The organism is Janthinobacterium sp. UMAB-56, assembly GCF_900095265.1.
GTDB lineage: Bacteria > Pseudomonadota > Gammaproteobacteria > Burkholderiales > Burkholderiaceae_D > Janthinobacterium.
This window is the reverse complement of record NZ_LT607651.1, coordinates 162,717-188,368: the sequence shown is the minus strand read 5'-3', so window position 1 is coordinate 188,368 and position 25,652 is coordinate 162,717. Positions and strand designations below refer to the sequence as shown.

25 protein-coding genes are annotated in these 25,652 nt (G+C 63.1%); 16 read left to right on the top strand and 9 right to left on the bottom strand.

Annotation, left to right across the window (positions count from 1 at the left end):
* On the top strand, positions 1-1,621 hold a 1,621-nt coding region (locus K0F85_RS00910), incomplete at its 5' end, for a diguanylate cyclase domain-containing protein (RefSeq protein WP_219114135.1).
* 3 nt (positions 1,622-1,624) lie between these two features.
* Here the strand turns inward: K0F85_RS00910 and K0F85_RS00905 are convergent.
* The 3 genes from K0F85_RS00905 to K0F85_RS00895 all read right to left on the bottom strand — a co-directional run bounded on the left by K0F85_RS00905 (position 1,625) and on the right by K0F85_RS00895 (position 4,332).
* Positions 1,625-2,542 (bottom strand): pyridoxal-phosphate dependent enzyme, encoded by a 918-nt coding sequence (locus tag K0F85_RS00905; protein WP_219114134.1) that lies wholly within the window; start codon positions 2,540-2,542, stop codon positions 1,625-1,627.
* An 85-nt stretch (positions 2,543-2,627) separates the two neighbouring features.
* Positions 2,628-3,131 (bottom strand): MarR family winged helix-turn-helix transcriptional regulator, encoded by a 504-nt coding sequence (locus K0F85_RS00900; RefSeq protein ID WP_219114133.1) that lies wholly within the window; start codon positions 3,129-3,131, stop codon positions 2,628-2,630.
* Between the two features lie 319 nt (positions 3,132-3,450).
* On the bottom strand, positions 3,451-4,332 hold the full coding sequence (locus tag K0F85_RS00895) for a LysR family transcriptional regulator (protein WP_219114132.1): 882 nt from the start codon (positions 4,330-4,332) through the stop codon (positions 3,451-3,453).
* 123 nt (positions 4,333-4,455) lie between these two features.
* Here K0F85_RS00895 and K0F85_RS00890 point away from each other — a divergent pair, with 123 nt between their 5' ends.
* Positions 4,456-5,460 (top strand): NAD(P)-dependent alcohol dehydrogenase, encoded by a 1,005-nt coding sequence (locus tag K0F85_RS00890; RefSeq protein ID WP_219114131.1) that lies wholly within the window; start codon positions 4,456-4,458, stop codon positions 5,458-5,460.
* Between the two features lie 61 nt (positions 5,461-5,521).
* Here the strand turns inward: K0F85_RS00890 and K0F85_RS00885 are convergent, their stop codons facing one another.
* On the bottom strand, positions 5,522-6,283 hold the full coding sequence (locus K0F85_RS00885) for a DeoR/GlpR family DNA-binding transcription regulator (RefSeq protein ID WP_219114130.1): 762 nt from the start codon (positions 6,281-6,283) through the stop codon (positions 5,522-5,524).
* A 194-nt stretch (positions 6,284-6,477) separates the two neighbouring features.
* On the opposite strand from K0F85_RS00885, the gene glpD reads away from it, so the two are divergent.
* The 8 genes from glpD to glpK all read left to right on the top strand — a co-directional run bounded on the left by glpD (position 6,478) and on the right by glpK (position 15,676).
* Entirely contained in the window at positions 6,478-8,049 is a 1,572-nt protein-coding gene (gene glpD, locus K0F85_RS00880) for a glycerol-3-phosphate dehydrogenase (protein WP_257572441.1), read from the top strand.
* 73 nt (positions 8,050-8,122) lie between these two features.
* Positions 8,123-9,217, top strand: coding sequence for an ABC transporter ATP-binding protein (locus K0F85_RS00875; RefSeq protein WP_219114129.1), 1,095 nt, complete (start codon positions 8,123-8,125; stop codon positions 9,215-9,217).
* A gap of 1 nt (position 9,218) precedes the next feature.
* The gene (locus tag K0F85_RS00870) at positions 9,219-10,310 is read left to right on the top strand and encodes an ABC transporter ATP-binding protein (RefSeq protein ID WP_219114128.1); all 1,092 of its coding nucleotides are present in this window, start codon (positions 9,219-9,221) and stop codon (positions 10,308-10,310) included.
* The gene (locus K0F85_RS00865) at positions 10,310-11,194 is read left to right on the top strand and encodes a carbohydrate ABC transporter permease (RefSeq protein WP_219114127.1); all 885 of its coding nucleotides are present in this window, start codon (positions 10,310-10,312) and stop codon (positions 11,192-11,194) included. The genes K0F85_RS00870 and K0F85_RS00865 overlap by 1 nt, the downstream gene beginning before the upstream one ends.
* The gene (locus tag K0F85_RS00860; protein WP_374198629.1) at positions 11,191-11,997 is read left to right on the top strand and encodes a carbohydrate ABC transporter permease; all 807 of its coding nucleotides are present in this window, start codon (positions 11,191-11,193) and stop codon (positions 11,995-11,997) included. Before K0F85_RS00865 ends, K0F85_RS00860 begins: the two co-directional genes overlap by 4 nt.
* A 1-nt stretch (position 11,998) precedes the next feature.
* On the top strand, positions 11,999-12,301 hold the full coding sequence (locus K0F85_RS00855) for a DUF2160 domain-containing protein (protein ID WP_374198628.1): 303 nt from the start codon (positions 11,999-12,001) through the stop codon (positions 12,299-12,301).
* 72 nt (positions 12,302-12,373) lie between these two features.
* Positions 12,374-14,101 carry an ABC transporter substrate-binding protein gene (locus K0F85_RS00850; protein ID WP_219114126.1) on the top strand — a complete coding sequence of 576 codons (1,728 nt, stop codon included), beginning with the start codon at positions 12,374-12,376 and terminating at the stop codon, positions 14,099-14,101.
* Positions 14,102-14,182: 81 nt separating this feature from the next.
* Positions 14,183-15,676 carry a glycerol kinase GlpK gene (glpK, locus tag K0F85_RS00845; protein WP_219114125.1) on the top strand — a complete coding sequence of 498 codons (1,494 nt, stop codon included), beginning with the start codon at positions 14,183-14,185 and terminating at the stop codon, positions 15,674-15,676.
* A 19-nt stretch (positions 15,677-15,695) separates the two neighbouring features.
* On the opposite strand, the gene K0F85_RS00840 is transcribed toward glpK, so the two are convergent.
* Both K0F85_RS00840 and K0F85_RS00835 read right to left on the bottom strand, forming a co-directional pair.
* Positions 15,696-16,256: a YdcF family protein gene (locus K0F85_RS00840; RefSeq protein ID WP_257572440.1), complete on the bottom strand. Its 561-nt coding sequence runs from the start codon at positions 16,254-16,256 to the stop codon at positions 15,696-15,698.
* Positions 16,257-16,310: 54 nt separating this feature from the next.
* Complete coding sequence (locus K0F85_RS00835; RefSeq protein ID WP_219114124.1) at positions 16,311-16,943, bottom strand: cysteine hydrolase family protein; 633 nt, start codon at positions 16,941-16,943, stop codon at positions 16,311-16,313.
* Positions 16,944-17,054: 111 nt separating this feature from the next.
* On the opposite strand from K0F85_RS00835, the gene K0F85_RS00830 reads away from it, so the two are divergent.
* The gene (locus K0F85_RS00830) at positions 17,055-18,053 is read left to right on the top strand and encodes a GlxA family transcriptional regulator (protein ID WP_219114123.1); all 999 of its coding nucleotides are present in this window, start codon (positions 17,055-17,057) and stop codon (positions 18,051-18,053) included.
* Here the strand turns inward: K0F85_RS00830 and K0F85_RS00825 are convergent.
* The 3 genes from K0F85_RS00825 to K0F85_RS00815 form a co-directional block, all read right to left on the bottom strand.
* Entirely contained in the window at positions 18,030-18,890 is an 861-nt protein-coding gene (locus K0F85_RS00825) for a tetratricopeptide repeat protein (protein ID WP_219114122.1), read from the bottom strand. The two genes, K0F85_RS00830 and K0F85_RS00825, sit on opposite strands and share 24 nt — an antisense overlap.
* Before the next feature lie 90 nt (positions 18,891-18,980).
* Positions 18,981-19,328, bottom strand: coding sequence for a hypothetical protein (locus K0F85_RS00820; protein ID WP_219114121.1), 348 nt, complete (start codon positions 19,326-19,328; stop codon positions 18,981-18,983).
* Positions 19,329-19,476: 148 nt separating this feature from the next.
* Complete coding sequence (locus K0F85_RS00815) at positions 19,477-19,977, bottom strand: Lrp/AsnC ligand binding domain-containing protein (protein ID WP_219114120.1); 501 nt, start codon at positions 19,975-19,977, stop codon at positions 19,477-19,479.
* A gap of 105 nt (positions 19,978-20,082) precedes the next feature.
* Between K0F85_RS00815 and K0F85_RS00810 the strand changes: the two genes are divergently transcribed.
* The 5 genes from K0F85_RS00810 (at position 20,083) to K0F85_RS00790 (ending at position 25,635) form a co-directional block, all read left to right on the top strand.
* Positions 20,083-21,372, top strand: a complete 1,290-nt coding sequence (locus tag K0F85_RS00810) for a D-amino acid dehydrogenase (protein ID WP_219114119.1) — start codon at positions 20,083-20,085, stop codon at positions 21,370-21,372.
* Between the two features lie 13 nt (positions 21,373-21,385).
* On the top strand, positions 21,386-22,495 hold the full coding sequence (gene alr / locus K0F85_RS00805; protein ID WP_257572439.1) for an alanine racemase: 1,110 nt from the start codon (positions 21,386-21,388) through the stop codon (positions 22,493-22,495).
* Between the two features lie 204 nt (positions 22,496-22,699).
* A complete protein-coding gene (locus K0F85_RS00800) occupies positions 22,700-23,257 on the top strand; it encodes an NADPH-dependent FMN reductase (RefSeq protein WP_219114117.1) in 558 nt (185 codons plus the stop codon).
* 140 nt (positions 23,258-23,397) lie between these two features.
* Positions 23,398-24,972: a sensor domain-containing diguanylate cyclase gene (locus K0F85_RS00795; RefSeq protein ID WP_219114116.1), complete on the top strand. Its 1,575-nt coding sequence runs from the start codon at positions 23,398-23,400 to the stop codon at positions 24,970-24,972.
* Positions 24,973-25,101: 129 nt separating this feature from the next.
* A complete protein-coding gene (locus tag K0F85_RS00790) occupies positions 25,102-25,635 on the top strand; it encodes a hypothetical protein (RefSeq protein ID WP_219114115.1) in 534 nt (177 codons plus the stop codon).
* Positions 25,636-25,652: the final 17 nt, after the last annotated feature.

The following is a 25,652-nucleotide window of genomic DNA, read 5'->3' as shown; positions in this document are numbered from 1 at the left end:
TAAGCCGCAGGCGGGGCTGAACCTGAAAGGTCGTTCCTATTTCGAACAGACGCTGGCGACCCGCCGCTCCGTCATTTCGGAGCCGCTCAACGGCAGCATTTCCGGCATGCCCCTGGTGGTGGTGACACAGCCCGTGTTCGACGCGCAGGGCGCCGTGCGCTATGTGCTGGCGGCCAGCGTGAATCTGCGCCAGCCCGACTTCCTGGGCCGCCTTGGCGCGCTCAAACCGGGCACGGGCGGCTACCTGTACATCATGACCAGCGAAGGCGTCATCGTCGAGCATCCCGACAAGGCGCGCATCATGCAGCATATCGAAGCGCAGGGCGCCGTCAGCGAACCGACGCGGCGCGCCATGCAGGGCTACGAGGGCTGGCTGACGGGCACCACCAGGCAGGGCACCGAAGCCATGTTCGCCTACCACCGCATCGCCGTCACGGGCTGGATACTGGCCTCGGTCTATCCGATGCGCGAAGCGTTCGCGCCATTGCATGCGATGCGCAGCAAGATCCTGCTGGCTGCCGTGCTGCTGGCGGCGCTGGCTGGGCTGGCCGGCTGGCGCGTGGTGCTGCGCCTGTTGCAGCCGCTCGAGCGCTTGCGCCGCCAGGTGCACCAGATCCGTCGCCAGCGTCTTGGCATCGAGGCGCTGCAAATCGAGCGACGCGACGAGATCGGCGATTTGAGCCGGGATTTTTATTCGCTGGTGGCCGAGCGTGAAAGCGCCGAGGCGCAGACGCGCGGCAGCGAGCGGCGCTTGAAGTTGCTGACTGACCACGTGCCCGTGGTGATCGTCTATATCGACCGCGAGCACCGCTACCAGTTCATCAACGCGACGTTTGAAAAATGGTTCGGCAGGTCGCGGCAGGAAAGCCTGATGCAGTCGATCCGCGAGGTGCTGGGCGAGGAAGCCTACCAATTGCGCGAGGAGCACCTGCTGCGCGCCTTTGCGGGCGAGGAAGTTGAATATGAATTTACCATCGGCGCGGAGGGGGACGCCGGCCGGCGCGCCTTCCAGACCAGTTACGTGCCCGACGTGGGCGAGAGCGGCATGGTGGAAGGCGTGTATGGCCTGATCCACGAAATCACCAAGACCAAGGCGGCGCACACGGCGCTGCAGTTTGCCGCCGCCACGGACACCCTGACGGGCATCGCCAACCGCCGCCGCTTCGACGAGCAACTGGGGCAAAGCATGCAGCGCACGCGCGTGGCGCGCACGCCGATGGCGCTGGCCTATCTCGACATCGACCGTTTCAAGGCCATCAACGACAGCCTGGGACATAAAGCGGGCGACGAGGTGCTGAAGGAATTCGCTGCGCGCCTGGTAGGCAGCGTACGCGCCAGCGACCTGGTGGCGCGCCTGGCCGGCGATGAGTTCGTGATCATTTTCGAAGGCGTCAACAGCGCGGCCGAAGTGCGCCAGATCGGCGCGAAAATCATCGACGCCATCCGCCATCCCTTCGACCTGGCCAGCGGCCCGCTACCGGTGACGACCAGCATCGGCATCGCCATCTTCCGCGAAGGCGCGCTGACGCCGGCGCAGTTGCTGGACCTGGCCGACCAAGCCCTGTATGCCGCCAAGGGGCAGGGCCGCGATGGCGTGGCGCTGCTCGATGCAGCGCCGTAGCTATTACAGTGTAGCGCTCCAGTGGTCTAGCTGTTGCGTGGTGGCTGTCACGCCGCCGCAGACGATGACCAGCACCTTGCCGTGGGGCGCCAGTTCCGGCGCCTTGCCGTAGACGGCCGCCAGGGCCGCGCCGCAGGCCGGCTCCACCACCAGGCGCTGGTCGGTAATGAAACGCTGGCAGGCGTCGACGGCGGCCCGGTCCGACACCACCACGCTGTGCAGCAGGCGCGTCTGGCTGATGGCGTAGGCTTGCGCGCATACCTGGCGCGCGGCCAGCGAAGTGGCGATGCTCGTTACGCCAGGCAGGGCCACGTGCTCGCGCGCGGCCACGGCAGCCGCCAGCGAGGCAGCGCCCTCGGTTTCCACGGCCACCAGGGCCACGTCGTCCCAGCCGTTACGCTGCAAGCCTTCGGCCACGCCGCCCAGCAGGCCGCCGCCGCCCACCGACAGCACCACCGCGTCCGGCTTCAGGCCCGCGCTGGCGACTTCGTCGATCATGCCGGCATGCCCCTGCCACAACAGCGGGTCGTCGAAGGGATGCAAGAAGGCGTCTTGCGGCGTGAGCATGGATTGCGCCAGCGCGTTCGCTTCTTGCCATGCGGCGCCGTGCACGATGACGTCGGCGCCTTCCTGCGCGATCAGTGCCTTGGCCCGTTCGCTGGTCGTTTCCGGCACCACGACGATGACGGGAATGCCCAACTGGCGTCCCGCATAGGCGACGGCGATGCCGGCATTGCCGCCGGAAGAGGAAATAAAGCGACTGGCGCCGCGCCGCGCGTATTCTTCGCAGGCGAGGCCGATGCCGCGGATCTTGAAGGAGCCGGGCGGCTGCAAGGCTTCGAGCTTGAGCCAGATGGCGCGTTCGCTGTGCAGGCTCAGGGCGCGCGAATTGAGCAAGGGGGTTTCGATGTGCAGGGCCATGCGTGTTCCTGGTAGACGGTCAGGCCAGCATCATAGCTGAAGCGACCGTGCCACCGTGTCACCCTTGCCGGGCGTGTGAACGCTGCTAGTTCAGCGGGGCACTCTTGAGCTGATGCGTGCGGGCCACTTCCTTCATCGCCTCGAGCAGGTCGTCGCGCAGCTCGCGCGGCAGCTTGCCGAAGAATTCCTCGTCGTTCTGGTCGGCCATCTCGGCCAGCACGGGCACCAGCGCTTCGCCTTCCGTGGTCAGCTCGATCGAGTGCTGGCGGCGGTCGGCCAGCAGGATCGACTTGCTGACCATGCCCTTGCTTTCCAGGCGGTCGATCAGTTTCGACACGGCACCCTTGCTCATGCCGGACACTTGCGCCAGCACCGTGGGCGAGGTGCAACCCAGGCGGAACATTTCGCGCAGCACCACCCATTCGGACACCGTTACGCCGTTGGCCTCGGCTTTTTTCTGGAAGCCGTGAGACACGTGGTTGGAAACGAAACGCAGCCAGTAGCCGAGGTGGGCTTCCAGCTCGCTGACGGAGACGTTATTGGGATGGACGGTTTGCGGCGTTGCGGCCGTTTCAAAATTTGGGCTCATTTCTTTTCCTTCACTGGGCGACGTTAGCGGCATGGTCAAGGCCGTCACGCTTGCTGGCGAGTGGTTTGTTTGGGAACAGTCATCGTGCTTGAGGTGGTTCTAACACTGTTTTCACAGGAAATCACTGAATGGCGAAGAGTTTTCCTTTTTTCTTGCTTCTGGATAGATGAAAAGCAATATCAAGCAAATAATCGTATTGCCGGAGAGGAAGATTAAAAAAATAACGCATGTTGCATCAATAGTAACATGAATTTTGCCGAATTGATAAATATTTCAACGGCGATGATGGCGAATGACGGCCGCTTGTGACGGGTGCCGTTTAGCTGAACCGTTCCACCAGAAAATCGACGAAGCTGCGCAACTTGGGCGAGCGGTAGCGGTCCGGCAAGTAGACCACGCTGAGCGGGCGGCTGGGCAGCGCATGCGTGGGAAACAGCTGAACCAGGCGGCCCGCCCGCACGTCCGTTTCCAGCAGGAAGGCCGATTGCAGCACGATGCCCATGCCATGCAGTGCGGCAACGCGCAGCGCCTGGCCGTGGTTGACTTGCAGGCGGCCCGAGACGGGCACGCTGCATACGTCGTCCTGTTCGCCTGTCAGGCGCCAGTGCGCCAGGGCGGCGGGCGAGAAGGACAGGCATTCGTGCTGGCTCAGGTCGGCCGGCTGGCGCGGCGTTCCCTTGCGCGCCAGGTAGTCGGGCGAGGCGCAGATCATCAGCCGGTAGGGCGCCAGCGGCCTGGCGATCAGCGACGAATCGGGCAACTGGCCGATACGGATGGCGGCTTCGAAGCCTTCCTCCACCAGATCGACCACGCGGTCGCTCAGGGCCACATCGATGCTCACTTCGGGATAGCGCTCCAGGTACACGGCCATGGCGGGCATCAGCGCTTCCGCGCCAAAGGTGAGGGGCGCCGTGACGCGCAGCTTGCCGGCGGGCGCCAGTTGCAGGTTTTGCGCCTGGACATCGGTTTCTGCCACCAGTCTGAGGATTTCCTTGCAGCGCGCATAGTAATCCTCGCCGAAGGCGGTCAGGTGCTGGCGCCGGGTGGTGCGGTGGAGCAGTTGCATGCCCAGGCGTTTTTCCAGCGTGCGCAGGTGGTTGCCGGCCATCGTCGCGGAGATCCCGCAGGTGGCTGCGGCAGCGCTCAGACTGCCTTTCTCAACGGCCAGTACGTACACCTTCATGCTGTCGAGCAAATCCATTGGTAATCCTCGGTGTCAAATCATTGAATCAAACCATAGTTTATCTACGAATGATTTTAAATGACACTGATTGTTTCCCGCCAGCGTGCGGCCATCCTGACAAACTTCGCCCGAGAACAGACCATGAAAGCCATACAACTGACCGCTCCTTCCCTCACCGCGTTTCGCCCGACCGGGCTGCCCGAGCCGCAGGCCGGCCGGGGCGAGGTGCTGCTGCGCTTGCGCGCCGCCACACTCAACTTCCTGGATGTGGCCATTGCGACGGGCAACTTTGCCGGCGCGACCTTTCCGCTGATCCCTGTCGCCGACGGCGCAGGGGAGGTGGCGGCGCTGGGCGAGGGCGTCAGCGGCCTGGCCGTCGGCGATCGCGTCATTCCGCACTTCATGCCGCACTGGCAGGGCGGTGCCATCACGCCGCACATGGTGGGTGCAATGCGCGGCGTCACCTTGCCGGGCTCGCTGGCCGAATACGTGGCCGTTCCCGCCGCCAGCCTGGTCGCCTTGCCGGCCCACCTTGATTTTGTCCAGGGCGCGGCGCTGCCCATCGCGGCGACGACGGCCTGGAACGCCGTGCGTTCTGCGCCAGTGCACCCCGGATCGGTGGTGTTGTTGCTGGGAACGGGCGGCGTCAGCCTGTTTGCCTTGCAGTTCGCCAAGGCGTCGGGCGCCACGGTGATCCTGGCGTCGTCCAGCGATGAAAAGCTGGAACGTGCGCGCCAGTTGGGCGCCGATCACCTGATCAACTATCGGGCCACGCCCGCCTGGGACGCGGAGGTGCTGAAACTGACCGGTGGGCGGGGTGCCGACCTGGTGGTCGAGACCGTGGGCGGCGCCACCATCGTGCGCTCGCTCAACGCGGCAGCGGTGGGGGGCACGATCTTCACGGTGGGCTTTGTCGGCGGCACGGCCGCCAGCATCGACTTGCTGCCAGTCATCGTCAAGGCCTTGCGCATCGTCGGCAACAATACCGGTTCCGTGGCCGACCTGGCGCAGGCGGCCCAGGCCATCGCCGCACATCGCATCGTGCCCGTCATCGACCGCGTGTTCAGCATCGACGACACGGCCGCAGCGTATGCGGAACTGGCTGCCGGCGGGCGCCACTTCGGCAAGCTTGCCATCGCGCACTGAGCCGGGCAGGTCCGGTCTTGCCCGACGATGGCGTCCGCCACCAGCCGTGGGATGCTCGTCGTCAGACGGCCACCACCACCTTCACGCTCGCTTCGCGCAGTACTTCGGCAAAGCGGGCCGGCGGCGGCGCATCGGTAAACAGGATGTCGACTTGCGCCAGGTCGGCCAGGCGCACCAGGGCCTTGCGGCCGAATTTATGCTGGTCGGCCACCAGCCACACTTCGCGCGACTGCTCGATGATGGCTTGCGCCACTTTCACTTCGCGCGCATCGAAGTCGCGCAAGCTGCCGTCTTCGTCGATGCTGGAAATGCCGATGATGCCGATATCGACCTTGAACTGGCGGATGAAGTCGATGGTGGCCTCGCCCACGATGCCGCGGTCGCGCCCGCGCACCACGCCGCCGGCCACGATGACTTCGCAGGCGGCGTTGTCGGCCAGGATGGCGGCCACGTTCAGGTTGTTCGTCACCACGTGCAAGCCCGTGTGCTGTCCCAGCGCGCGCGCCACTTCCTCGGTGGTGGTGCCGATATTGATCAGGAGCGAACAGCCATGCGGCACTTGCGCCGCCACGGCGTTGGCGATGCGCCGCTTGGCTTCGCTGTTGAATACCTGGCGCTGGTTGTAATCGATGTTTTCCACGGATGAGGGCAAGCCCACGCCACCGTGATAGCGGGCCAGCAGGCGCGCTTCTTCCATCTGCTTGACGTCGCGCCGCACGGTTTGCGGTGTGACGTCAAGTTGCTGGGCCAACTCCTCGACCGACATGGTGACTTTCTGACGCACCACTTCAAGCAAGCGGCGCTGGCGGGGATTCAAATTCATGGGTGTGTCTCTTTAAATTTTCACAAGCGAACAAAATCGAACAAATTTGGGTGAAAATATGTTGCTATGAGTTCGATTTATGGCGTAATCTTATCCATATTGCATTCGTATGACATCCGTATTGATCTTAACCACAGTCGCCGGGCGTGCCTAGTCTTTCTTGGTCGCCTGTCCTGGATAACGATGGAGTCCCGATGGCCTCAGTACAGCAGGGAAACGACGCAGCGCAGGAATCGGCGATGGAGTGCGACCTGCTGGTGGTGGGCGGCGGCATCAATGGTGCCGGCATCGCCCGCGACGCGGCCGGACGGGGCTTGTCCGTGGTGCTGTGCGAAAAGGACGACCTGGCCGCGCATACTTCGTCGGCTTCCACCAAGCTGATACACGGCGGCCTGCGCTACCTCGAATACTATGAATTCGGCCTCGTGCGCAAGGCGCTGATCGAGCGCGAAGTGCTGCTGCGCTCGGCACCGCACATCATGTGGCCGCTGCGCTTTGTCATGCCGCACGCGCAGGGCCAGCGCCCGGCCTGGCTGATACGCGCCGGCCTCTTCCTCTACGACATGCTGGCGAAGCGGGAAATCCTGCCTGCCTCGCACGGCGTCGACCTTGCGCGCCACGCGGCCGGCAAACCGTTAAAACCCGAATTCAAGCGCGGCTTCGTGTATTCCGATGGCTGGGTCGACGATGCACGCCTGGTGGTCTTGAACGCCATCGACGCGGCCAACAAGGGCGCGCACGTGCTGACGCAGACGCGCTGCACGGCGCTCGTGCGCCAGGGCGAGGGTGAGGACGATTCCTGGCTGGCCACTTTGCGCCATGCCGGCGGCAGGCAGACGCTGGTGCGCGCGCGCAGCGTCGTCAATGCGGCCGGTCCATGGACGGCCGAATTCCTGCAGCAGGCGGCGCCCGGCGCACAGGGCCGGCATTTGCGCCTGATCAAGGGTAGCCATATCGTCGTCAAGCGCCTGTACGCGCATGATCATGCCTATATCTTCCAGCATCCGGACGGGCGCATCGTATTTGCCATTCCGTATGAACACGACTTCACCCTGATCGGCACGACCGATCTCGATTACCACGGCGACAGCGGCAAGGTGGAAATCGATGACGAGGAAATTCGTTACTTGTGCGAGCTTTCCAGTTACTATTTCAGCAATCCCATTGTCCCAGCCGACGTGGTCTGGACGTATGCGGGCGTGCGCCCGCTGGTGGAAGACGCGGCGGCCGATGCCAAGGCTGTCACGCGCGATTACCGCTTCGAGCTGGACCAGGAAGGGGCGCCGCTGCTCAGCGTTTTCGGCGGCAAGATCACCACCTTCCGCAAGCTGGCCGAGGAAGCACTGGATATGTTGGCGCCGCTGTTGGGCAGCACGCGGCCAGCCTGGACGGAACACGCATGCCTGCCCGGCGGCGACGTATTCGGCAGCACGCCGCAGAACAGGTCGGTGCGCGAATTCGGCCAGTTCGTGCAAGGCTTGCAGCGCGACTATGCATGGCTGCCGGCGGCGCTGGTGGCGCGCTATGCGCGCGCTTACGGCACGCGCATCCATCTGCTGCTCGACGGGCGGACGGACGTGGCGGCCATGGGCGAGGAAATTGCCGCCGGCCTGTATGCGGCGGAAGTCGATTATTTGCGGCGCCATGAATGGGCTGTCGGCGCGGCCGACATCCTGTGGCGGCGCTCCAAGCTGGGCCTGCACCTGCCGCGCGAGACGGCAGGCAGGCTCGATGCCTGGCTGTTGCAGCACCCCTTGTTGCCGTAAGAACGTCACGTTGGCGACCGCGCCCCGCAGAGGGTGCGGCGAAGAATAAGAATATTCACTGGAGGAGAAGCGCGTGCAACTGGTACTGGACAAGATCAGCAGGAAGCAGGGGGCTGACGACTTTTTATATCCGATGTCGCTGGCCCTCGTGCCGGGCGCCATCAACGTCTTGCTGGGCACCACGCGTGCCGGCAAGACCACCCTGATGCGCGTGATGGCTGGCCTGGACAAGCCCAGCGGGGGCACCGTGACGGCCGATGGCGTCGACGTGACGGGCGTGCCCGTGAGTAAACGTAACCTGGCCATGGTGTACCAGCAATTCATCAATTATCCGGCCTTTACCGTCTACGATAATATCGCTTCGCCCTTGCGTTTGCGCAAGGTGCCCGAGGAGCAGATCCGCGCGAAAGTGCTGGCGCTGGCCGAGCGCCTGCACATCACGCCGTATCTGCAGCGCACGCCGGGAGAATTGTCGGGTGGCCAGCAGCAGCGCACGGCGCTGGGGCGCGCGCTGATCAAGGATGCCTCCTTGCTGTTGCTCGACGAGCCCTTGGTCAACCTCGATTACAAATTGCGCGAGGAATTGCGCCGCGAACTGACGGAACTGTTTTCCAGCGGCAGCACGACGGTCGTGTACGCGACCACGGAACCGCTGGAAGCGCTGCAACTGGGCGGCCACGTGGCCGTGCTGCACGAGGGACGCTTGTTGCAGCAGGGGTCGACACTGGACGTCTTCAATGCCCCCAATTCCATCGCCGTGGCGCGCACTTTCAGCGACCCGCCCATCAATCTGATCCCCGCGCGCGTCGATGCGCAGGGCGTGGCGCAGGCAGCCGACGGCCTGGCGATCCACCTGAGCGGCGAGCAGCGCACCCGCCTGGCGGGCCGCACGGAAGTGATACTTGGCGTGCGCGCGCACAGCCTGCACTTGTCGCCGCAGTCCGATGGCGACGTGGCCATCGCGGCGCAGGTGGACCTGGCGGAAATCAGCGGCTCGGAAACGTATGTGCATGCGCGCCGCGGCGATCTGGCCCTGGTGGCGCAGCTTGGCGGCGTGCACAATCTGGAGATCGGCAGCGCCTGCACCGTGTATTGCCAGCCGCATGCCCTGCTGATCTTCGCGGACGATGGCGGCCTGCTGTTCGCCCCTCAACCAGGGAGCATCTGACATGGCGCGCATCGAACTGGTCGACCTGGCTCACGCCTACAAACCGAACCCCACGGCAGCCGCCGATTATGCGCTGCGGCCCATGAGCATGGCATGGCAGGACGGCGGCGCCTACGCCTTGCTGGGGCCGTCCGGCTGCGGCAAGACGACCTTGCTCAATATCATCTCTGGCCTGGTGAAGCCGTCGCATGGCAGGGTGCTGTTCGACGGCAAGGATGTGACCCAGCTGCCCACCGAGGCGAGGAATATCGCGCAAGTGTTCCAGTTTCCCGTCATCTACGACACCATGACCGTGCACGATAACCTGGCCTTTCCGCTGCGCAATCGCGGCTGGAAAGAGAGCGAAGTGAAAAAGCGCGTGCAGCAGGTGGCGCAGATGCTGGAATTGACGGGCGACTTGAAATTGCGTGCCAGCGGCTTGTCCGTGGATGCCAAGCAAAAAATTTCGCTGGGACGGGGCCTCGTGCGTCCCGACGTGGCGGCCGTGCTGTTCGACGAACCGCTGACGGTGATCGACCCGCACCTGAAATGGCTGCTGCGCAGGAAATTGAAGGAAATCCACCACGAATTGAAGTTATCGTTGATCTACGTCACGCACGACCAGGTGGAAGCGTTGACCTTTGCCGACCAGGTGGTCGTCATGACGCAGGGCGAAGTGGTGCAGACAGGCAGCGCGCAAGCGCTGTTCGAAGAGCCGGAACACACGTTTGTCGGTTATTTCATCGGCAACCCGGGCATGAACTTGCTCGATTGCACGCTCGACGATGGCGTGGCGAGGGTGGCGGGCCAGCCGCTGGCCCTGTCCGGCACGGCGCGCGCGGCCTTGTCTGGCGCGCAAGGCAAGATCACCGTGGGCGTGCGGCCCGAGTTTGTCGAGTGCCTGAAGGCGGAAGAAGGGGGCGATGACACCCTGGCTGCCAGCGTCACTGCCGTGCGCAATATGGGCACGCATTACCTGGCGGAATTCCAGCTGGGCGGCGCCACGGTGGCGGCCAAGCTGCGCGCCATCGAGGCCCAGCCTGGCCAGGCTGTGCGGCTGCGCTTTCCCCAGCAACGCACTTTGTTCTACGTCAACGATAAGCGGGTGGCCTGATGATACATAACGGTAAAACCGACAATAACCGCCGCGCCTGGCTACTGATACTGCCCGTGCTGCTGTGCGTGGCCTTTTCCGCCATCCTGCCCCTGATGACGGTGGTGAACTATTCCGTGCAGGATATTTTGAGTCCCACGCAAAAGGTGTTTGTGGGCACCGAGTGGTTCCGCATGGTCATGCTGGACGGCGACTTGCACAGCGCCTTGCTGCGCCAGTTGCTGTTTTCCGGCTGCGTGCTGGCGATCCAGATTCCGCTGGGCATTCTGATTGCCCTGTGCATGCCGGCCGATGGCTGGAAGGCCTCGCTGGCGCTGGTGCTGATCGCGCTGCCCTTGCTGATTCCCTGGAACGTGGTGGGTACCATCTGGCAAATCTTTGGCCGTGGCGATATCGGCCTGATGGGCTACACCCTGAACCAGCTGGGCTTTGATTACAACTATAACGGCAATTCGCTCGACGCCTGGCTGACGGTGATGGTGATGGATATCTGGCACTGGACGCCCTTGGTGGTGCTGCTGTGCTATGCGGGTTTGCGCGCCATTCCCGACGCGTATTACCAGGCGGCGCGCATCGACGGTGCCTCGCGCCTGGCCGTGTTCCGCTACATTCAGCTGCCGAAACTGCGCAATGTGCTGATGATCGCCGTCTTGCTGCGCTTCATGGACAGTTTCATGATCTACACGGAACCGTTCGTGCTGACGGGCGGCGGGCCCGGCAATGCCACCACCTTTTTGTCGCAATACCTGACGCAAAAGGCCGTGGGCCAGTTCGACCTGGGGCCGGCCTCGGCCTTCTCACTGATCTATTTCCTCATCATCCTGCTGTTCTGCTTTGTGCTGTACACGTGGATGCAGCGCGTCGGCACGGGAGACCAGAAATGATGCACAAGAAAATGAGCAGCGCCATCCTCGTCGTCTTTTTACTGGCATCCCTGTTGCCCATCTACTGGATGCTCAATATGTCGCTCAAGACCAACGAGGAAATCGTTGGCGTGCTGAGCCTGTGGCCAGAGCAACTGACGTTCGCCAATTACCACACGATCTTCACGGACCCGTCCTGGTACAGCGGCTACATCAATTCCATGATTTACGTGGCGCTGAACATGGTGATGTCGGTGACCGTCGCCTTGCCGGCTGCCTATGCCTTCTCGCGCTACAACTTCGTCGGCGACAAACATTTGTTCTTCTGGCTGCTGACCAACCGCATGACGCCACCGGCCGTCTTTCTCGTGCCCTTCTTCCAGCTGTATTCGACGGTGGGCCTGATGGATACCCACCTGGCCGTGGCGCTGGCGCACATGGTCTTCAACGTGCCGCTTGCCGTGTGGATACTGGAAGGCTTCATGTCCGGCGTGCCGAAGGAAATCGACGAGACGGCGTATATCGACGGCTACAGCTTCCCCCGCTTCTTCATCCGTATTTTCTTGCCGATGATCAAGTCGGGCGTGGGCGTGACGGCCTTCTTCTGCTTCATGTTCAGCTGGGTGGAATTGCTGCTGGCGCGCACCTTGACTTCCGTCAATGCCAAACCGATTGCCGCCACCATGACGCGCACCGTTTCTGCCGCCGGCATGGACTGGGGCGTGCTGGCCGCCGCCGGCGTGCTGACCATCGTACCCGGCGCGCTGGTGATCTGGTTCGTGCGGCATTACATTGCCAAGGGTTTCGCGATGGGGAGGGTGTGACATGGAAAATACCGATAGCACAGCCAGCCTGTTCGGCTGGATGGCCTGGACGCCGGAAGTGGCCATTTTCTTCATTTGTATCGGCTTGATGCTGGCGGGCATGACAGTGTGGGAAATCCGCTCGCCCAGCATCGCACGCAAGGGCTTCTTGCCCATGCCGACCACGCGCGGCGACCGTTTGTTCATCGGCTTGCTCACGGCGGCCTATGTCAACCTGGCCTGGGCCGGTTTCACGGAAATGCAGCAGGCGATAGGTGCTGCCATCAGTTTTGTCTTGTTGTTGCTTGTCATGCGGTGGGGGTGAGCCGGCTTGCCGGTGTTGATGGAGGCCGGACCGTCAGCAGGCGGCCGGCAATAAAATAAAAGGAGATTCACGATGAAATTGAAGTTCACGGTCTTCGCGGCTGCGGCCATGCTCGTGTCGAATGCAGTCCTGGCTGATGCCAGGCAGGCGCAAACCTGGATCGACAAGGAATTCCAGCCATCCAGCCTGAGCAAGCAGCAACAGCTTGCTGAAATGAAATGGTTCATCGATGCGGCGGCCAAGTTGAAAGCCAAGGGCATCAAGGAAATTTCCGTGGTCTCGGAAACCATCGATACCCACGTCTACGAATCGAAGACCCTGGCCAAGGCCTTTGAAGAAATCACGGGCATCAAGGTGCGCCACGACATCATCCAGGAAGGCGACGTGGTGGAAAAGCTGCAGACCTCCATGCAGTCGGGCAAGAGCATCTATGACGGCTGGATTTCCGATTCCGACCTGATCGGCACGCATTACCGCTATGGCGCCGTCGAACCCCTGTCCGACTATATGGCTGGCAAGGGCAGGGAATTTACCAATCCCGGCCTGGATTTGAAGGATTTCATCGGCATCAGCTTTACCACGGCGCCCGATGGCAAGGTGTATCAATTGCCTGACCAGCAATTCGCCAACCTGTACTGGTTCCGCGCCGACTGGTTTGCGCGCAAGGATTTGCAAGCCAAGTTCAAGGCCAAATATGGCTACGAGCTGGGCGTGCCGCAAAACTGGTCCGCCTATGAAGACATCGCCGACTTCTTCACCAATGACGTGAAGGAACTGGACGGCAAGAAAGTCTATGGCCACATGGATTACGGCAAGAAAGACCCGTCGCTGGGCTGGCGCTTCACCGATGCCTGGTTGTCGATGGCTGGCGCGGCCGACAAGGGCATTCCGAACGGCATGCCCGTCGATGAATGGGGCATCCGCGTGGCGGCCGACAAGTGCACACCCGTGGGCGCGTCGATGTCGCGCGGCGGCGCCACCAATTCGCCGGCGGCCGTATTTGCGCTGACGAAATATATCGACTGGATGAAGAAATACGCGCCGCCGCAGGCGAACGGCATGAATTTCTCGGAATCGGGCCCCGTGCCTGGGCAGGGCGAAATCGCCCAGCAAATCTTTTGGTACACAGCGTTTACGGCCGGCATGACGAAACCGGGCTTGCCAGTGGTCAACAAGGACGGCACGCCGAAATGGCGCATGGCGCCGTCGCCGCACGGTCCGTACTGGAAAGAGGGCATGCAGAACGGCTACCAGGACGTGGGTTCCTGGTTCCTGTTCAAGTCCACGCCGGACGACCGCAAGGCCGCCGCCTGGCTGTATGCGCAGTTTGTCACCTCGAAAACCGTCTCGCTGAAGAAATCCATCGTCGGCCTGACTTTCATTCGCGATTCCGACATCCGCCACGATTACTTCACGAAGCATGCAAACGAATACGGCGGCTTGATCGAGTTCTACCGCAGCCCTGCCAGAGTGGCGTGGACGCCGACGGGTAACAACGTGCCCGACTATCCGAAGCTGGCGCAGCTGTGGTGGAAGAACGTGGCCACGGCCATCACGGCGGAAAAGACGCCGCAAGCGGCCATGGATAACCTGGCCGAGGAAATGGATCAGGTCATGGCGCGCCTGCAGCGGGCAGGCATGAAGGCATGCGCGCCCAAGCTCAATCCCAAGGTCAATCCGAACCAGTATCTGTCGGACTTGCACGCTCCATGGAAAAAGCTGGCGAATGAAAAACCGAAGGGTGAAACGATTGCCTACGATAAGTTGCTGCAAGCTTGGAAAGAAGGCAAGGTAAGGTAGTCGTGTAAACTGCTGCCGCCGCTGTCCCGGGGCACGGGCCCACGCCCGTGCCCCTTTCACTTTATTGACGTAGTAGCGACCATGACCAAATACATACTTGCTTTAGATCAGGGCACCACCAGTTCGCGCGCCATTCTGTTCGACCATGCGGGCCGGCCGCACGCCAGCGCACAGCGCGAATTTCGCCAGATTTTCCCCCAGCCGGGCTGGGTCGAACATGACGCGAACGAAATCTGGGCCTCGCAGGAAGGCGTGCTGCAGCAGGTGCTGCGCGATAGCGGCGTGGCGGCATCCGACGTGGCCGCCATCGGCGTGACCAACCAGCGCGAAACGACGGTGCTGTGGGATCGCGCCACGGGCGCACCCGTGGCCAACGCCATCGTCTGGCAAGACCGCAGAAATGCGGCCTATTGCGCGCAACTGGTCGAGCAGGGCAAGGCGGACTTAATCCAGAGCAAGACGGGTCTCGTGCTGGACGCCTATTTTTCCGCGACCAAACTGAAATGGCTGCTCGACAATGTGCCCGGCGCCCGCGCGCGCGCCGAGCGGGGAGAGCTGGCCTTCGGCACGGTCGACAGCTGGCTGATCTACAAAATGAGCGGCGCCCACTTGACGGATACGAGCAATGCGTCGCGTACCATGCTGTTCAATATTCATACCCTGCAATGGGACACGGATTTGCTGGCGCTGCTGGACATCCCCGCCTCCTTGCTGCCCGACGTGGTGCCATCGAGCGGCGTGGCCGCACACACGCATGCGGCACTGCTGGGCGTCTCCGTGCCGATCGCCGGCATCGCGGGCGACCAGCAAGCCGCCACGTTTGGCCAGGCCTGTTTGCAACCGGGCATGGCAAAGAATACCTATGGCACAGGCTGTTTCATGCTGATGAACGTGGGCAAGCGCCCCTTGCCCTCTAAAAACCGCCTGTTGACGACGGTGGGCTGGAGCCTGGGGCCGGGAACGGATAACACCGATTACCTGCTCGAAGGCAGCGCCTTTATCGCAGGCGCGGCCGTGCAATGGATGCGCGACGGCATCGGCATCATCCGCGACTCGTCTGAAGTGGAAGCGCTGGCCACCAGCGTGCCCGATTCGGGCGGCCTGGTCTTCGTGCCCGCGTTTGCCGGGCTCGGCGCGCCGTACTGGGACCCGTATGCGCGCGGCACCCTGATCGGCATCACGCGCGGCACGGGCAAGGCGCACATCGCCCGGGCCGCGCTGGAAGGCGTGGCCTACCAGAACGTGGACGTCCTGTCCGCCATGCAGGACGATGCCGGCATCGCGCTATCCGAATTGCGCGTCGATGGCGGCGCCGCCCGCAACGACATGCTGATGCAGTTCCAGGCCGACATTTTGAACGTGCCCGTGGTGCGTCCCGTGGTGACGGAAACGACGGCCCTGGGCGCCGCCTACCTGGCGGGCCTGGCCGTGGGATTCTGGGCGTCGCAGGAAGAAATCGCCGCCCAGTGGCAGGTGGGGCGCCGTTTCGAACCGGCCATGGCGGCCGACGAACGCCTGACGCGGCTGCACAAATGGCAGCGCGCCGTGGAGCGTTCGCGCGACTGGAGCGAGTAAGTCGGCCAATAAACCGGGCTCAGTGCCTCACGTAATACACGGCGTAGCCCACGGTTTCGCGCGGCACGGAATACAGGTCGCGCAGCTCGAAATACGGTGCATGCACATTGCCGCTGACGGCGATGCCGCTGCGCTCCAGCGCCAGCCGGAAGCGGGGCACGTGAAAATACTGCGTGGCGATCATGGCGCTCTTCCAGCCGTGTGTGCGCATGAGAAGCGCCGCGTTGCGGGCCGTGGCGTCCGTGGTCCAGCCTTGATTATCCTCGATGATGGCGCTGGTCGGCACGCCGCGCGACTGCAGATAGCGGGCCATGGACGCGGCTTCGTCGAAACCTTCCTTGCCCGTCGCCCCGCTGACGAGGATGCGCGGCGCCCGGCCCGCCTGGAATTGCACCAGGGCTACATCGAGGCGCGCCTGCAGGCGGGGACCGGGCCTGCCATCCGGCGCAATGGTGTTGCCCGGCACGACGATGACGTCGGCGGGCGCCAGTTTGTCGTGCAGTCCCGCCAGCACCAGCGCTGTAGTGGCCAGCAGGAAAGCACCAACAGTGCTTGAACCCAGCAGTATTATTTTTCGCATCGATCATCAACAAGTAGGCAATGGAGGCATGATACCCGTCCATTCCTGCCGGCGTCAGTTCGCCTGCGCTAGCCGCGCGCGCTGGTTCGACAGATAAATATTGTCCTTTGCCAAAGGCTTGCCCTCGCGCACGGCATCGAGCCAGGCCTGCGTGCTGACGACGGCGGCGAAATTCGAGTGAAACACGGTGCAAAAGACGCGGTGGATTTCCTCGGCGCTGGCCGTGCCGCCTGCGTTGGCGTAGGGCAGGGTGCCGGTGGCGTCTTGCAGGAATTCCACTTGCAAGCCCTCGTGCGCGGCGTGGTAGATGGTGGCGGCGTCGCAGTTGTGCGTCATGTAGCCGATCACCGTCAAGGTGTCGATGGCGTGGTCCTCCAGCCAGGCGCGCAAGTCCGTGCCCGCAAAGGCGCTGCCCATGCTCTTGTTGATGCGGTGGTCGGCGGGGAAGGCGGCCACTTGCGGATGCAGCTGCCAGCCATCGCTGCCTTTTGCAAAGATGGGAGAGGCTTCCGGCGCATCGTGCTGGACGACGATCACGGGCACGCCGGCGGCGCGGGCGGCGGCCATGGCGGTAACGATATGCGGCAGCGAGATGTCGACGGACGGATACTCGATGGGCATGTCGCCCGTGAAGTATTCATTTTGCACATCGATGACGAGCAGGGCGCGGCGTGGGGTAGTGGACATGGGGTCTCCTGAGTGGGTGAAAGAGGAAACAGCTCCTCGATAAGGCCATTCTCGGGCCGCGCGGCGCAAATAAAAAGTGGCCTGAAGGCCGATGTGCGATAAAATCGGGCCATGTCTACACTTCCTGCATCTGCCTCCCCTTTGCGCGTGGCCGTCATCGCCTTCGATGGCATGACGCCGTTTCACTTGTCCGTGCCTTGCCTTGTGTTTGGCGCGCAGACGGACGAGGCCGATCTGCCGCCTTTTCAGGTGCGCGTCTGCGCCGCCGATCCCGCGCCCTTGCGCACGGCGGCCGGCTTTTGCATCACGCCCGAGTTCGCACTGGAAGGGCTGGACGGCGCCGATATCGTCATCATGCCCGCCTGGCACGACGATTGTCGCGCCGCCGCGCCAGCATTGATCGCGGCGCTGCAGGCGGCCAGCCGGCGCGGTGCGCGCATGGTGGGCCTGTGCCTGGGCGCGTTTCCCCTGGCGCAGGCGGGCTTGTTGGATGGCAAGAGCGCTGCCACGCACTGGGGCATGGCGGACGGGCTGGCGGCCCGCTATCCCAAGGTCAGGGTGGACCGGGAAGTGCTGTACGTGGATGATGGCGGCGTGCTGACGTCGGCCGGCGTGGCGGCCGGCCTCGATTGCTGCCTGTATTTGCTGCGCCAGCTGGCGGGTGCCGAGGTGGCCAACCGCGTGGCGCGCCGGCTGCTGGTGGCGCCGCACCGCCAGGGCGGGCAGGCGCAATTCATCGAGCGTCCGCTGCCCGTGTCCGGCAGTGAAGGGCGCTTTGCCGAGGTGCTCGCCTGCGTGACGGCCAGCCTGGGCCAGGCGCACAGCATCGACGCGCTGGCCGAACGGGCCGCCATGAGCCGGCGCAACTTCACGCGCCATTTTCGCCAGGCCACGGGCACGTCCTTCAAGCAGTGGCTGCTGAACCAGCGCCTTGCGCATGCGCAAGGCATGCTGGAGAAGAGCACGGCGTCGATCGACGTCGTGGCGCAAGAGGCCGGCTTCGGCACGGCCCTGTCGCTGCGCCAGCATTTCCGGGCGACCTTGCAGACGTCGCCTTCGGCGTATCGCAAGCTGTTCCGGCAGCAATCAGGCCAGGTCGGGCAAGCATAGCCCTGACGTGTCCCGGCTGCCGTGCGGCAGCTTCGCGCTGACGGCGATTTGCCGCGCCAGGAAGGCGGTCGGCTCGAAGGCGTAGCGCTCCTGGAAGGAGACGGTTTCAGCGCTCATCAGTTCGGCATACGTCTGCATCAGGGTCGAGGCGGAAACATGCTTGCCTTGCTCCAGATAGCTGGCGATGGCGGCCAGCAGCACGGGATAGTCGGCATTTTCCTTGCTGCCGCCAAAGCTGAATGACAACTGCCCGCAGGCGCGCCAGATGGGGTCAGGTTCCCCGTCCGGCACCGCCTGCGTGCGCAGCCATTGCAAGGCTTTCAGCGGCGGGCCGCCCAATGACGGTGGCGAAATGATGGCCTGGATGGCCACCTTGGCGGCGGCATCGATTCTTCCCGCGCGCACATACTGGCCATGCAGCAGCACCAGGGCGTCAGTGTATTCGGGCAGGATGGCCAGCGCCGCTTCCAGCAGCGCGATGGCAGCGTCCGGGTTGCGCTGCGCAATCCATTCCTTGGCTGCCAGGAAGGCGGCGCGCGGCGAGGCGGGATCGTCGTCCAGCGAGGGCGTGGCGATATACTCGTCCTCAGCGGCTGCATGGGCTTGCAGAAACGCCGCCAGGCTGGAAAAGTGCGGCTGGATACGCCATTCGTCGTGCCACGTCTCGACCACGATCGGTTCGAACGCTTCGCGGCCGATGGGCCAGTACAGGCCGAAAGTGTCGCCGTTGCCCAGGGCGCCTTCGGAAAACGGTGTGAAGCCGAGCGGTGGGTACGCTGCCGTGTGTTGCCAGTCTTGTTCTGCCGAAATGTGGGCGAAGTTAGCAGGTCGTTGCATGGGGCACCGGAAGAAAAAACGCCAGTGTAGAACAAGAGGGCGCGGCTGGCGCGTTCCCCATGGCTTGCTTGTGCGGCTTATTTGCGTGATTTACTTGCGCGGCTCGTGTATCCGGAATTTCCTGACGATACCCGCCTGGTCGAACATGACGGCCACTTCGCGCGTGCCTTTTTCGCCCAGCAGGGGGATCAGCCGCGTCACCTTGGGCGCTTGCAGCTGGTTCTTGTAGACCCAGACTTCATAGCCGGGGTCGAAGCTGACGACGGTGGCGTTGCCCAGGGCCGCGTCGAGGTCGAGGCGGGTGGTCTTGCCGACCTTGATGTTCTGATAGATGGCACCGTTGTCCGGCGCACGGTTGACCTTGTATTCACTGGCGGTGCACATGGCCACGGCCATGCCCGCGAGGCAGGAAGCTGCCAGTTTAATCAATGTGTTCATATGGACTCCCAGTGTGCATCACTGCTTCCAATCTCAGAGGGGACGGGCGTGATGTCAGGACTGGAGTGTGCTTGTGTTGCCACGAATGTGCTACAAGATTATACAAAGACGCATAATTCGATGCCACTGGTACTGGCTGGTGCTACCTTCAGCGCTTTTGCAGCACGTCGGTCGAGAGCGCCAGCGTTTCCTTGATTTCTTCCATTACCACATAGCTTTTCGATTGCGCGGCACCGGGCAGCTGCAGCAGCATGTCGCCCAGCAGTTTGCGGTACTCGGCCATTTCATGGATGCGCGCCTTGATCAGGTAATCGAAGTCGCCCGACACCAGATGGCATTCCTGTACCTCGGGAATTTGCAGTACTTCGCGGCGGAATTGCTCGAAGGCAGACGCGGATTTTTGATTGAGCGTAATCTCTACGAAAACGAGCAGCTTGGCGCCCAGTGCGGCCGGGTTCACCTTGGCATGGTAGCCCGTGATGACGCCGTCGCGCTCCATGCGTTTGACCCGCTCGATGCAGGGCGTGATCGACAGGCCCACCTGTTCACCCAGGTCTTTCATCGAGATGCGGCCATCCTGTTGCAGGATGCGCAGGATGTGGCGATCCAGCTTGTCCAGGCCACGTGCCGATTCTTTAAGGATTCTCATGATTTATTGCTGAATATCTCGATTTATACGTGAACAAATACTGGCTCTTTCCCAATATGATAGCGGTTAATCTGGCATCAGCCTAAAAAATATAATGAGGAAACTATGCGTATCGTGATTCTGGGTAGCGGCGTCATCGGCGTCACCAGTGCTTACTATCTGGCCAAGGCAGGACATGAGGTGACCGTCATCGACCGCCAGCCGGGCCCGGCACTGGAAACCAGCTTCGCGAATGCGGGGCAGATCTCGCCTGGCTACGCTTCGCCATGGGCCGCGCCCGGCATTCCCCTGAAAGCCGTGAAGTGGATGATGCAGCGCCACGCGCCTCTGGCCATCTCGCTCGACGGCAGCGCCGCCCAGCTCAAATGGATGTGGCAGATGTTGCGTAATTGCACACCGGAAGCGTATGCAGTGAACAAGGAACGCATGGTGCGCCTGGCTGAATACAGCCGCGACTGCTTCAAGGTGCTGCGCGCCGAGGCGGGCATCACGTATGAAGGCCGCCAGCAAGGCACGATGCAATTGTTCCGTACTGAAAAGCAATACAACGACGCTGCCAAAGATATCGAAGTGTTGAAAGACGCGGGCGTGCCGTATGAAGTACTGCAGCGCAACGAGCTGTCGCGCGCCGAACCGGCCCTCGAAGCGGTCAAGGATAAACTGTTTGGCGGCTTGCGCCTGCCCAACGATGAAACGGGCGATTGCCAGCTGTTTACCACGCGTCTGTCCGAGATGGCCGTGGCGCTGGGCGTGAAGTTCCGTTATGGCGTGTCGATCGACGCGCTGCTGACGCAAGGCGACGAAATCGCCGGCGTGCAATGCGGCGCGGAAATCGTCAAGGCCGATTCCTATGTGGTGGCGCTCGGTTCCTACTCGACCGGCTTCATGCAGCCGCTGCTGGATATTCCCGTGTATCCGCTGAAGGGCTATTCGATCACCGTGCCGATCGTCAACGCGGCCAAGGCACCCGTGTCGACCATCCTCGATGAAACCTACAAGATTGCCGTGACGCGTTTCGATGACCGCATCCGCGTGGGCGGCATGGCGGAAATCGCCGGCTACAACCTGAAGCTGAACCCGCGCCGCCGCGAAACCCTGGAAATGGTCGTCAACGACCTGTTCCCTGGCGGCGGCAACACGGCCGAGGCTACCTTCTGGACGGGCCTGCGCCCGATGACGCCGGACGGCACGCCGATCGTCGGCCGCACGCCGCTGCGCAACCTGTTCCTCAATACCGGCCATGGCACCCTGGGCTGGACCATGTCCTGCGGTTCGGCGCAATTGCTGGCCGACCTGATGTCGTCGAAAAAACCGGCTATCCTGGCCGACGACTTGTCCGTCAGCCGCTATCGCGGCGCGCAGGCCCATGGCAAACTGCAACACGCGGTGGCTTGAGATGGGGGCCAGCATGCCTGCAAAAGAACGTAGCGGCGCCATCCTGACGGTGGACCTCGACGCCGTGCGCGCCAACTACCGCTTGCTGCGCGACAAGGCGCATCCGGCCGCCTGCTCGGCCGTGGTGAAGTCCGACGCGTATGGCCTCGGCGCCGCCCAGGTCGGTGCGGCCCTGTATGAAGAGGGCTGCCGCCATTTCTTTGTGGCCCATCTGGAAGAGGGCATCAGCCTGCGCCCGCATGTGGCGCCGGACGCCGATATCTTCGTGCTGCACGGCCCGCCCGTCGGCACGGAAGGCGCATTCTCGGCCCATGGCCTGATACCCGTACTCAACAGCGAGCCACAGGTGGCGGGCTGGCGCCAGCACGCCAGGGCATTGGGGAAAACCCTGGACGCCATCGTACAGGTCGATACGGGCATGTCGCGCATGGGTTTGTCGCCGCAGGAAATCGACGCCTGGTTGGCGGATGATAGCTTTCTCGACGGCATCAAGGTGCGCTATATCATGAGCCACCTGGCGTGTGCCGACGAGCGCAGCAACCCCATGAATGGCGAGCAGCTGGCTCGTTTTACCGCCATCCGCGCCCGTTTGCCGCAGTACCGTGCCAGCCTGGCCAATTCCTCGGGCATCTTCCTGTCGCCCGATTATCACTTCGACCTGGTGCGCCCGGGCGCGGCCCTGTATGGCATCGCGCCGCAGGGCGGCGAACCCAATCCCCTGCGCTCCGTGGTGCGCCTGCAAGGCAAGGTCCTGCAGACGCGCACGATTGCCGCCGGCGACCACGTAGGCTACAGCCGCCGTTACACGGCCAGCGAGCCGCGCCAGGTAGCGACCGTTTCCGTCGGCTACGCCGATGGCTGGCTGCGCAGCATGAGCAACCAGGGCCTGGCCATCGTCGATGGCGTGAAAGTGCCGCAGATCGGCGCCATCTCGATGGATTCCATCACTTTGGATGTGAGCGCCATTGCGCAGGAGCGCGTCGCGCCGGGCAGCCTGGTCGACCTGATCTGCGCCGAACACCCGGTCGATGCCGTGGCGGCCATGGCCAACACCATCGGCTATGAGGTGTTGACTAACTTGGGCGGACGCTATTACCGCGAGTACCGGGGCTTAGCACGTTAGCGCACCTGCCAAAACGCCCATGGCGTTGTTGCCTTGCCTTGCCGTACATGCGTACTGTCTTCGGCAAGGCGCCTAGCCCTGAGCATTTTTTCAGGCGCGCGGGCTTCGCACGCCAGGCAGCGCAAAACCGATGATTGTGTGGCAAGATAGCCCTGGTGTGAGCTTCACTCCAGGGCTTTCTTTTAACCGTTATCGGGGACTTTCATGAGTCAATATCAAGTCGCAATCATCGTCGGCAGCCTGCGCAAGGATTCCTTCAACCGCAAGCTGGCTGACGCCATCGTCAAGCTGGCGCCGCCCGAGTTTTCTTTTAAACATATCGACATCGGTGACTTGCCGCTGTACAACCAGGATGACGATGGCGCGCAAGCCGAGCAAGTGCTGCGCCTCAAATCCGACATTTCCGCTTCGCAAGCCTTGCTCTTCCTCACCCCAGAATACAACCGCTCGATCCCCGGCGTACTGAAAAACGCCCTCGACCACGGCTCGCGCCCGTATGGCCAGAGCGTATGGGGTGGCAAGCCGGGCGCCGTGCTGGGTGTCTCCGTGGGAGCGACAGGCACGGCCCTGGCGCAGCAGCATTTGCGCAATGTGCTGGCCTACCTGGACGTGCCGCTGCTGTGCCAGCCGGAAATGTTTATCCAGGCCAAGGAAGGCCTGTTTGACGAGCACGGCGGCATCGGCCCTGCCAGCCTCGGCTTCTTCCAGGGCTGGATGCAGCGCTACACGGACTGGGTACGCAAGCACGCCGTCCACGCCTGATGCAGGCCAGGGCGGCAGCGCTCTGCGTTGCCGCCGCTACACTTTCTTTGACCATGCGTGTCAACATTTCAAGTTTGGCACGGGTGTCTCGGTATAATGCGCCCTTTCTTTAGCGCAATATTGCCCCTCTTGCCGATGCCATGTGGACTAAACCTTTTCTGCGCATGAATTTGCGCCGTTTGATCGTGCTCGTGGCCTTTGCCAGCGCCCTGGTGTCCCTGGTCAATACGTTTTATGCCAGCTACAGCGTGCAGCGCCAACTGCTGATCGATACCACCCTGCAAGCGAACCATGCGTACGCGAGCAAACTGGCCAGCACGGCCGAGGATTTCCTGCAATCGGCGCGCCAGCAACTGGCCTACAGCGCCGGCAGCCTGGCATCGCGCATGGCCGACGAGCGCTGGTTGACGGACGAGGTGCAGCGCCTGCGTTTGCAAACGAACAGCTTCAATTCCGTGCTCATCGTCGATGCCCGTGGCAAGGTGCTGGGCGTGTCGCCGGAAACCCTGGCCTTGAAAAACCGCACGCTCGATTCGGCTGGCGCCGTGCAGGCCTTGCGCGAACGGCGCCCGCTGGTGACGCAGCCGTATATGTCCTCGGCCGGTAACCTGGTGGTCTTCATTTCGCATCCCATCCTGGGCAAAGATGGACGCTACCTCGGTTATGTGGGCGGCAGCATTTACCTGAAACAGAAAAACATCCTGTACACCATGCTGGGCCAGCATTACTACCGCGACGGCTCGTATCTGTACGTGGTCGACCAGAACCGGCGCCTGCTATACCACCCGGACCCCGAGCGCCTGGGCGACGTGGCTGGCAGCAATGCCGTCATCGACACCATCATTGCGCAGCAGGGCGGCGGCAACCGGCGCATGCACAACAGCCTGGGCGTGGACATGCTGGCCGGCTACGCCGTCATGCCGTCGACGGGTTGGGGCATCGTCGCGCAACGACCGACGGCCATGACCCTGGCGCCGCTGAATCAGCTGATGGCCAACACGGTGTGGTATTCCTTGCCGATCGCCTTGCTGAGCCTGCCATTCATCTGGTGGCTGGCCAGCCTGATTTCCAGGCCCCTGGTGCAGCTGGCCGAAGGCGCGCGGCGCATGGACACGCCTGGCACGGCCGAGCACATCGCCGCCATCCGCTCGTGGTATGTGGAGGCGGCGCAGATCAAGAAAGCCTTGCTGAAGGGCCTGGGGCTGCTGCAGAACAAAATCGGCAAGTTGAAGACCGACGTGCAGACGGACCCGCTGACGGGCCTGGCGAACCGGCGCGGCATGGCAGCGGCGCTGGGAGCCTGGCAGGCGCAGGCGCGTCCGTTTTCCGTCATCGCCCTCGACATCGACCATTTCAAGCAAGTCAACGACCGCTGGGGCCATGCCGTGGGCGATGCAGTCATCCTGCGTCTGGCGCAGCTGATGCGCGCCTGCTCGCGCGATGCCGACGTGCTGTGCCGCAACGGCGGCGATGAATTCATCATGCTGCTGCCCGATGCCGACCTGGACGTGGCGCTACAGGTGGCCGAGCGCCTGCGTGCCAGGGTGGCCGCCGCCGACATTCCCGGCGCCGGCCCGGTGACAGTGTCGCTGGGTGTCGTGTCCTCGGAACAGGAGGCCGGCGACGCCGATACCGTGCTGCGGGCGGCCGACGCTGCCCTGTATGTGGCCAAGGAAAATGGACGCAACCGCGTGGGCATCACGGAGCCCGCCTGACAGGCGCGCCGCGCCGCATGCACTGATACGCCGTGTTGTATCTGGGCCGTCCCGTTTGCCCGCCAGCGCTTACCATGTGGCCCTGATGCGGTACAACGAGAACCAGGGGCATGGCGGGGATGGATATCGATGACTTTTAAGCAAGAAATTGGCATCCGCTGCGAAGTCGCTGCTCAGTTCCACCCGCTGGCCTGCCTCGACTGCCGCGAACTCAACTACGGCCAGCACAGCGTGCTGCCGCTGCACCCGTTTCGCCTGAGCGTGCCGGAAAAGGCGCTGGCGGGACTGCTCGACGAGCCGTTCAACAGTTTCGTCGAGGATTGCCGCGTCGACGATTTGCAGTACGAAGAAAGCGACCTGCCCGCGCTCAGGGACGCCGGCTACCCCGACATCACGCGCATGCTGGCCGGCCACCGGCCGCTGCTGGCCGAAATGATGGCCGACTTCATGATCGGCGACCTGATGTCGGCCATTGGGCGCGCCAGCGGCTACTGCCGGCCCCGCGCCCGTTACTGCGGCGACGTGGAGGCGGCCGATGGCCGCGCCTATTTCACTATCAATGAAGTGCAAAAAATACATTTTTCCGATGGCCAGGCCATCTTTGAAGGGCAGGGCTACTACGGCGTGTACGTGATCTGGCTGACGCACGGCCGGCGCGCTTAATATGGACTTGACCTTCC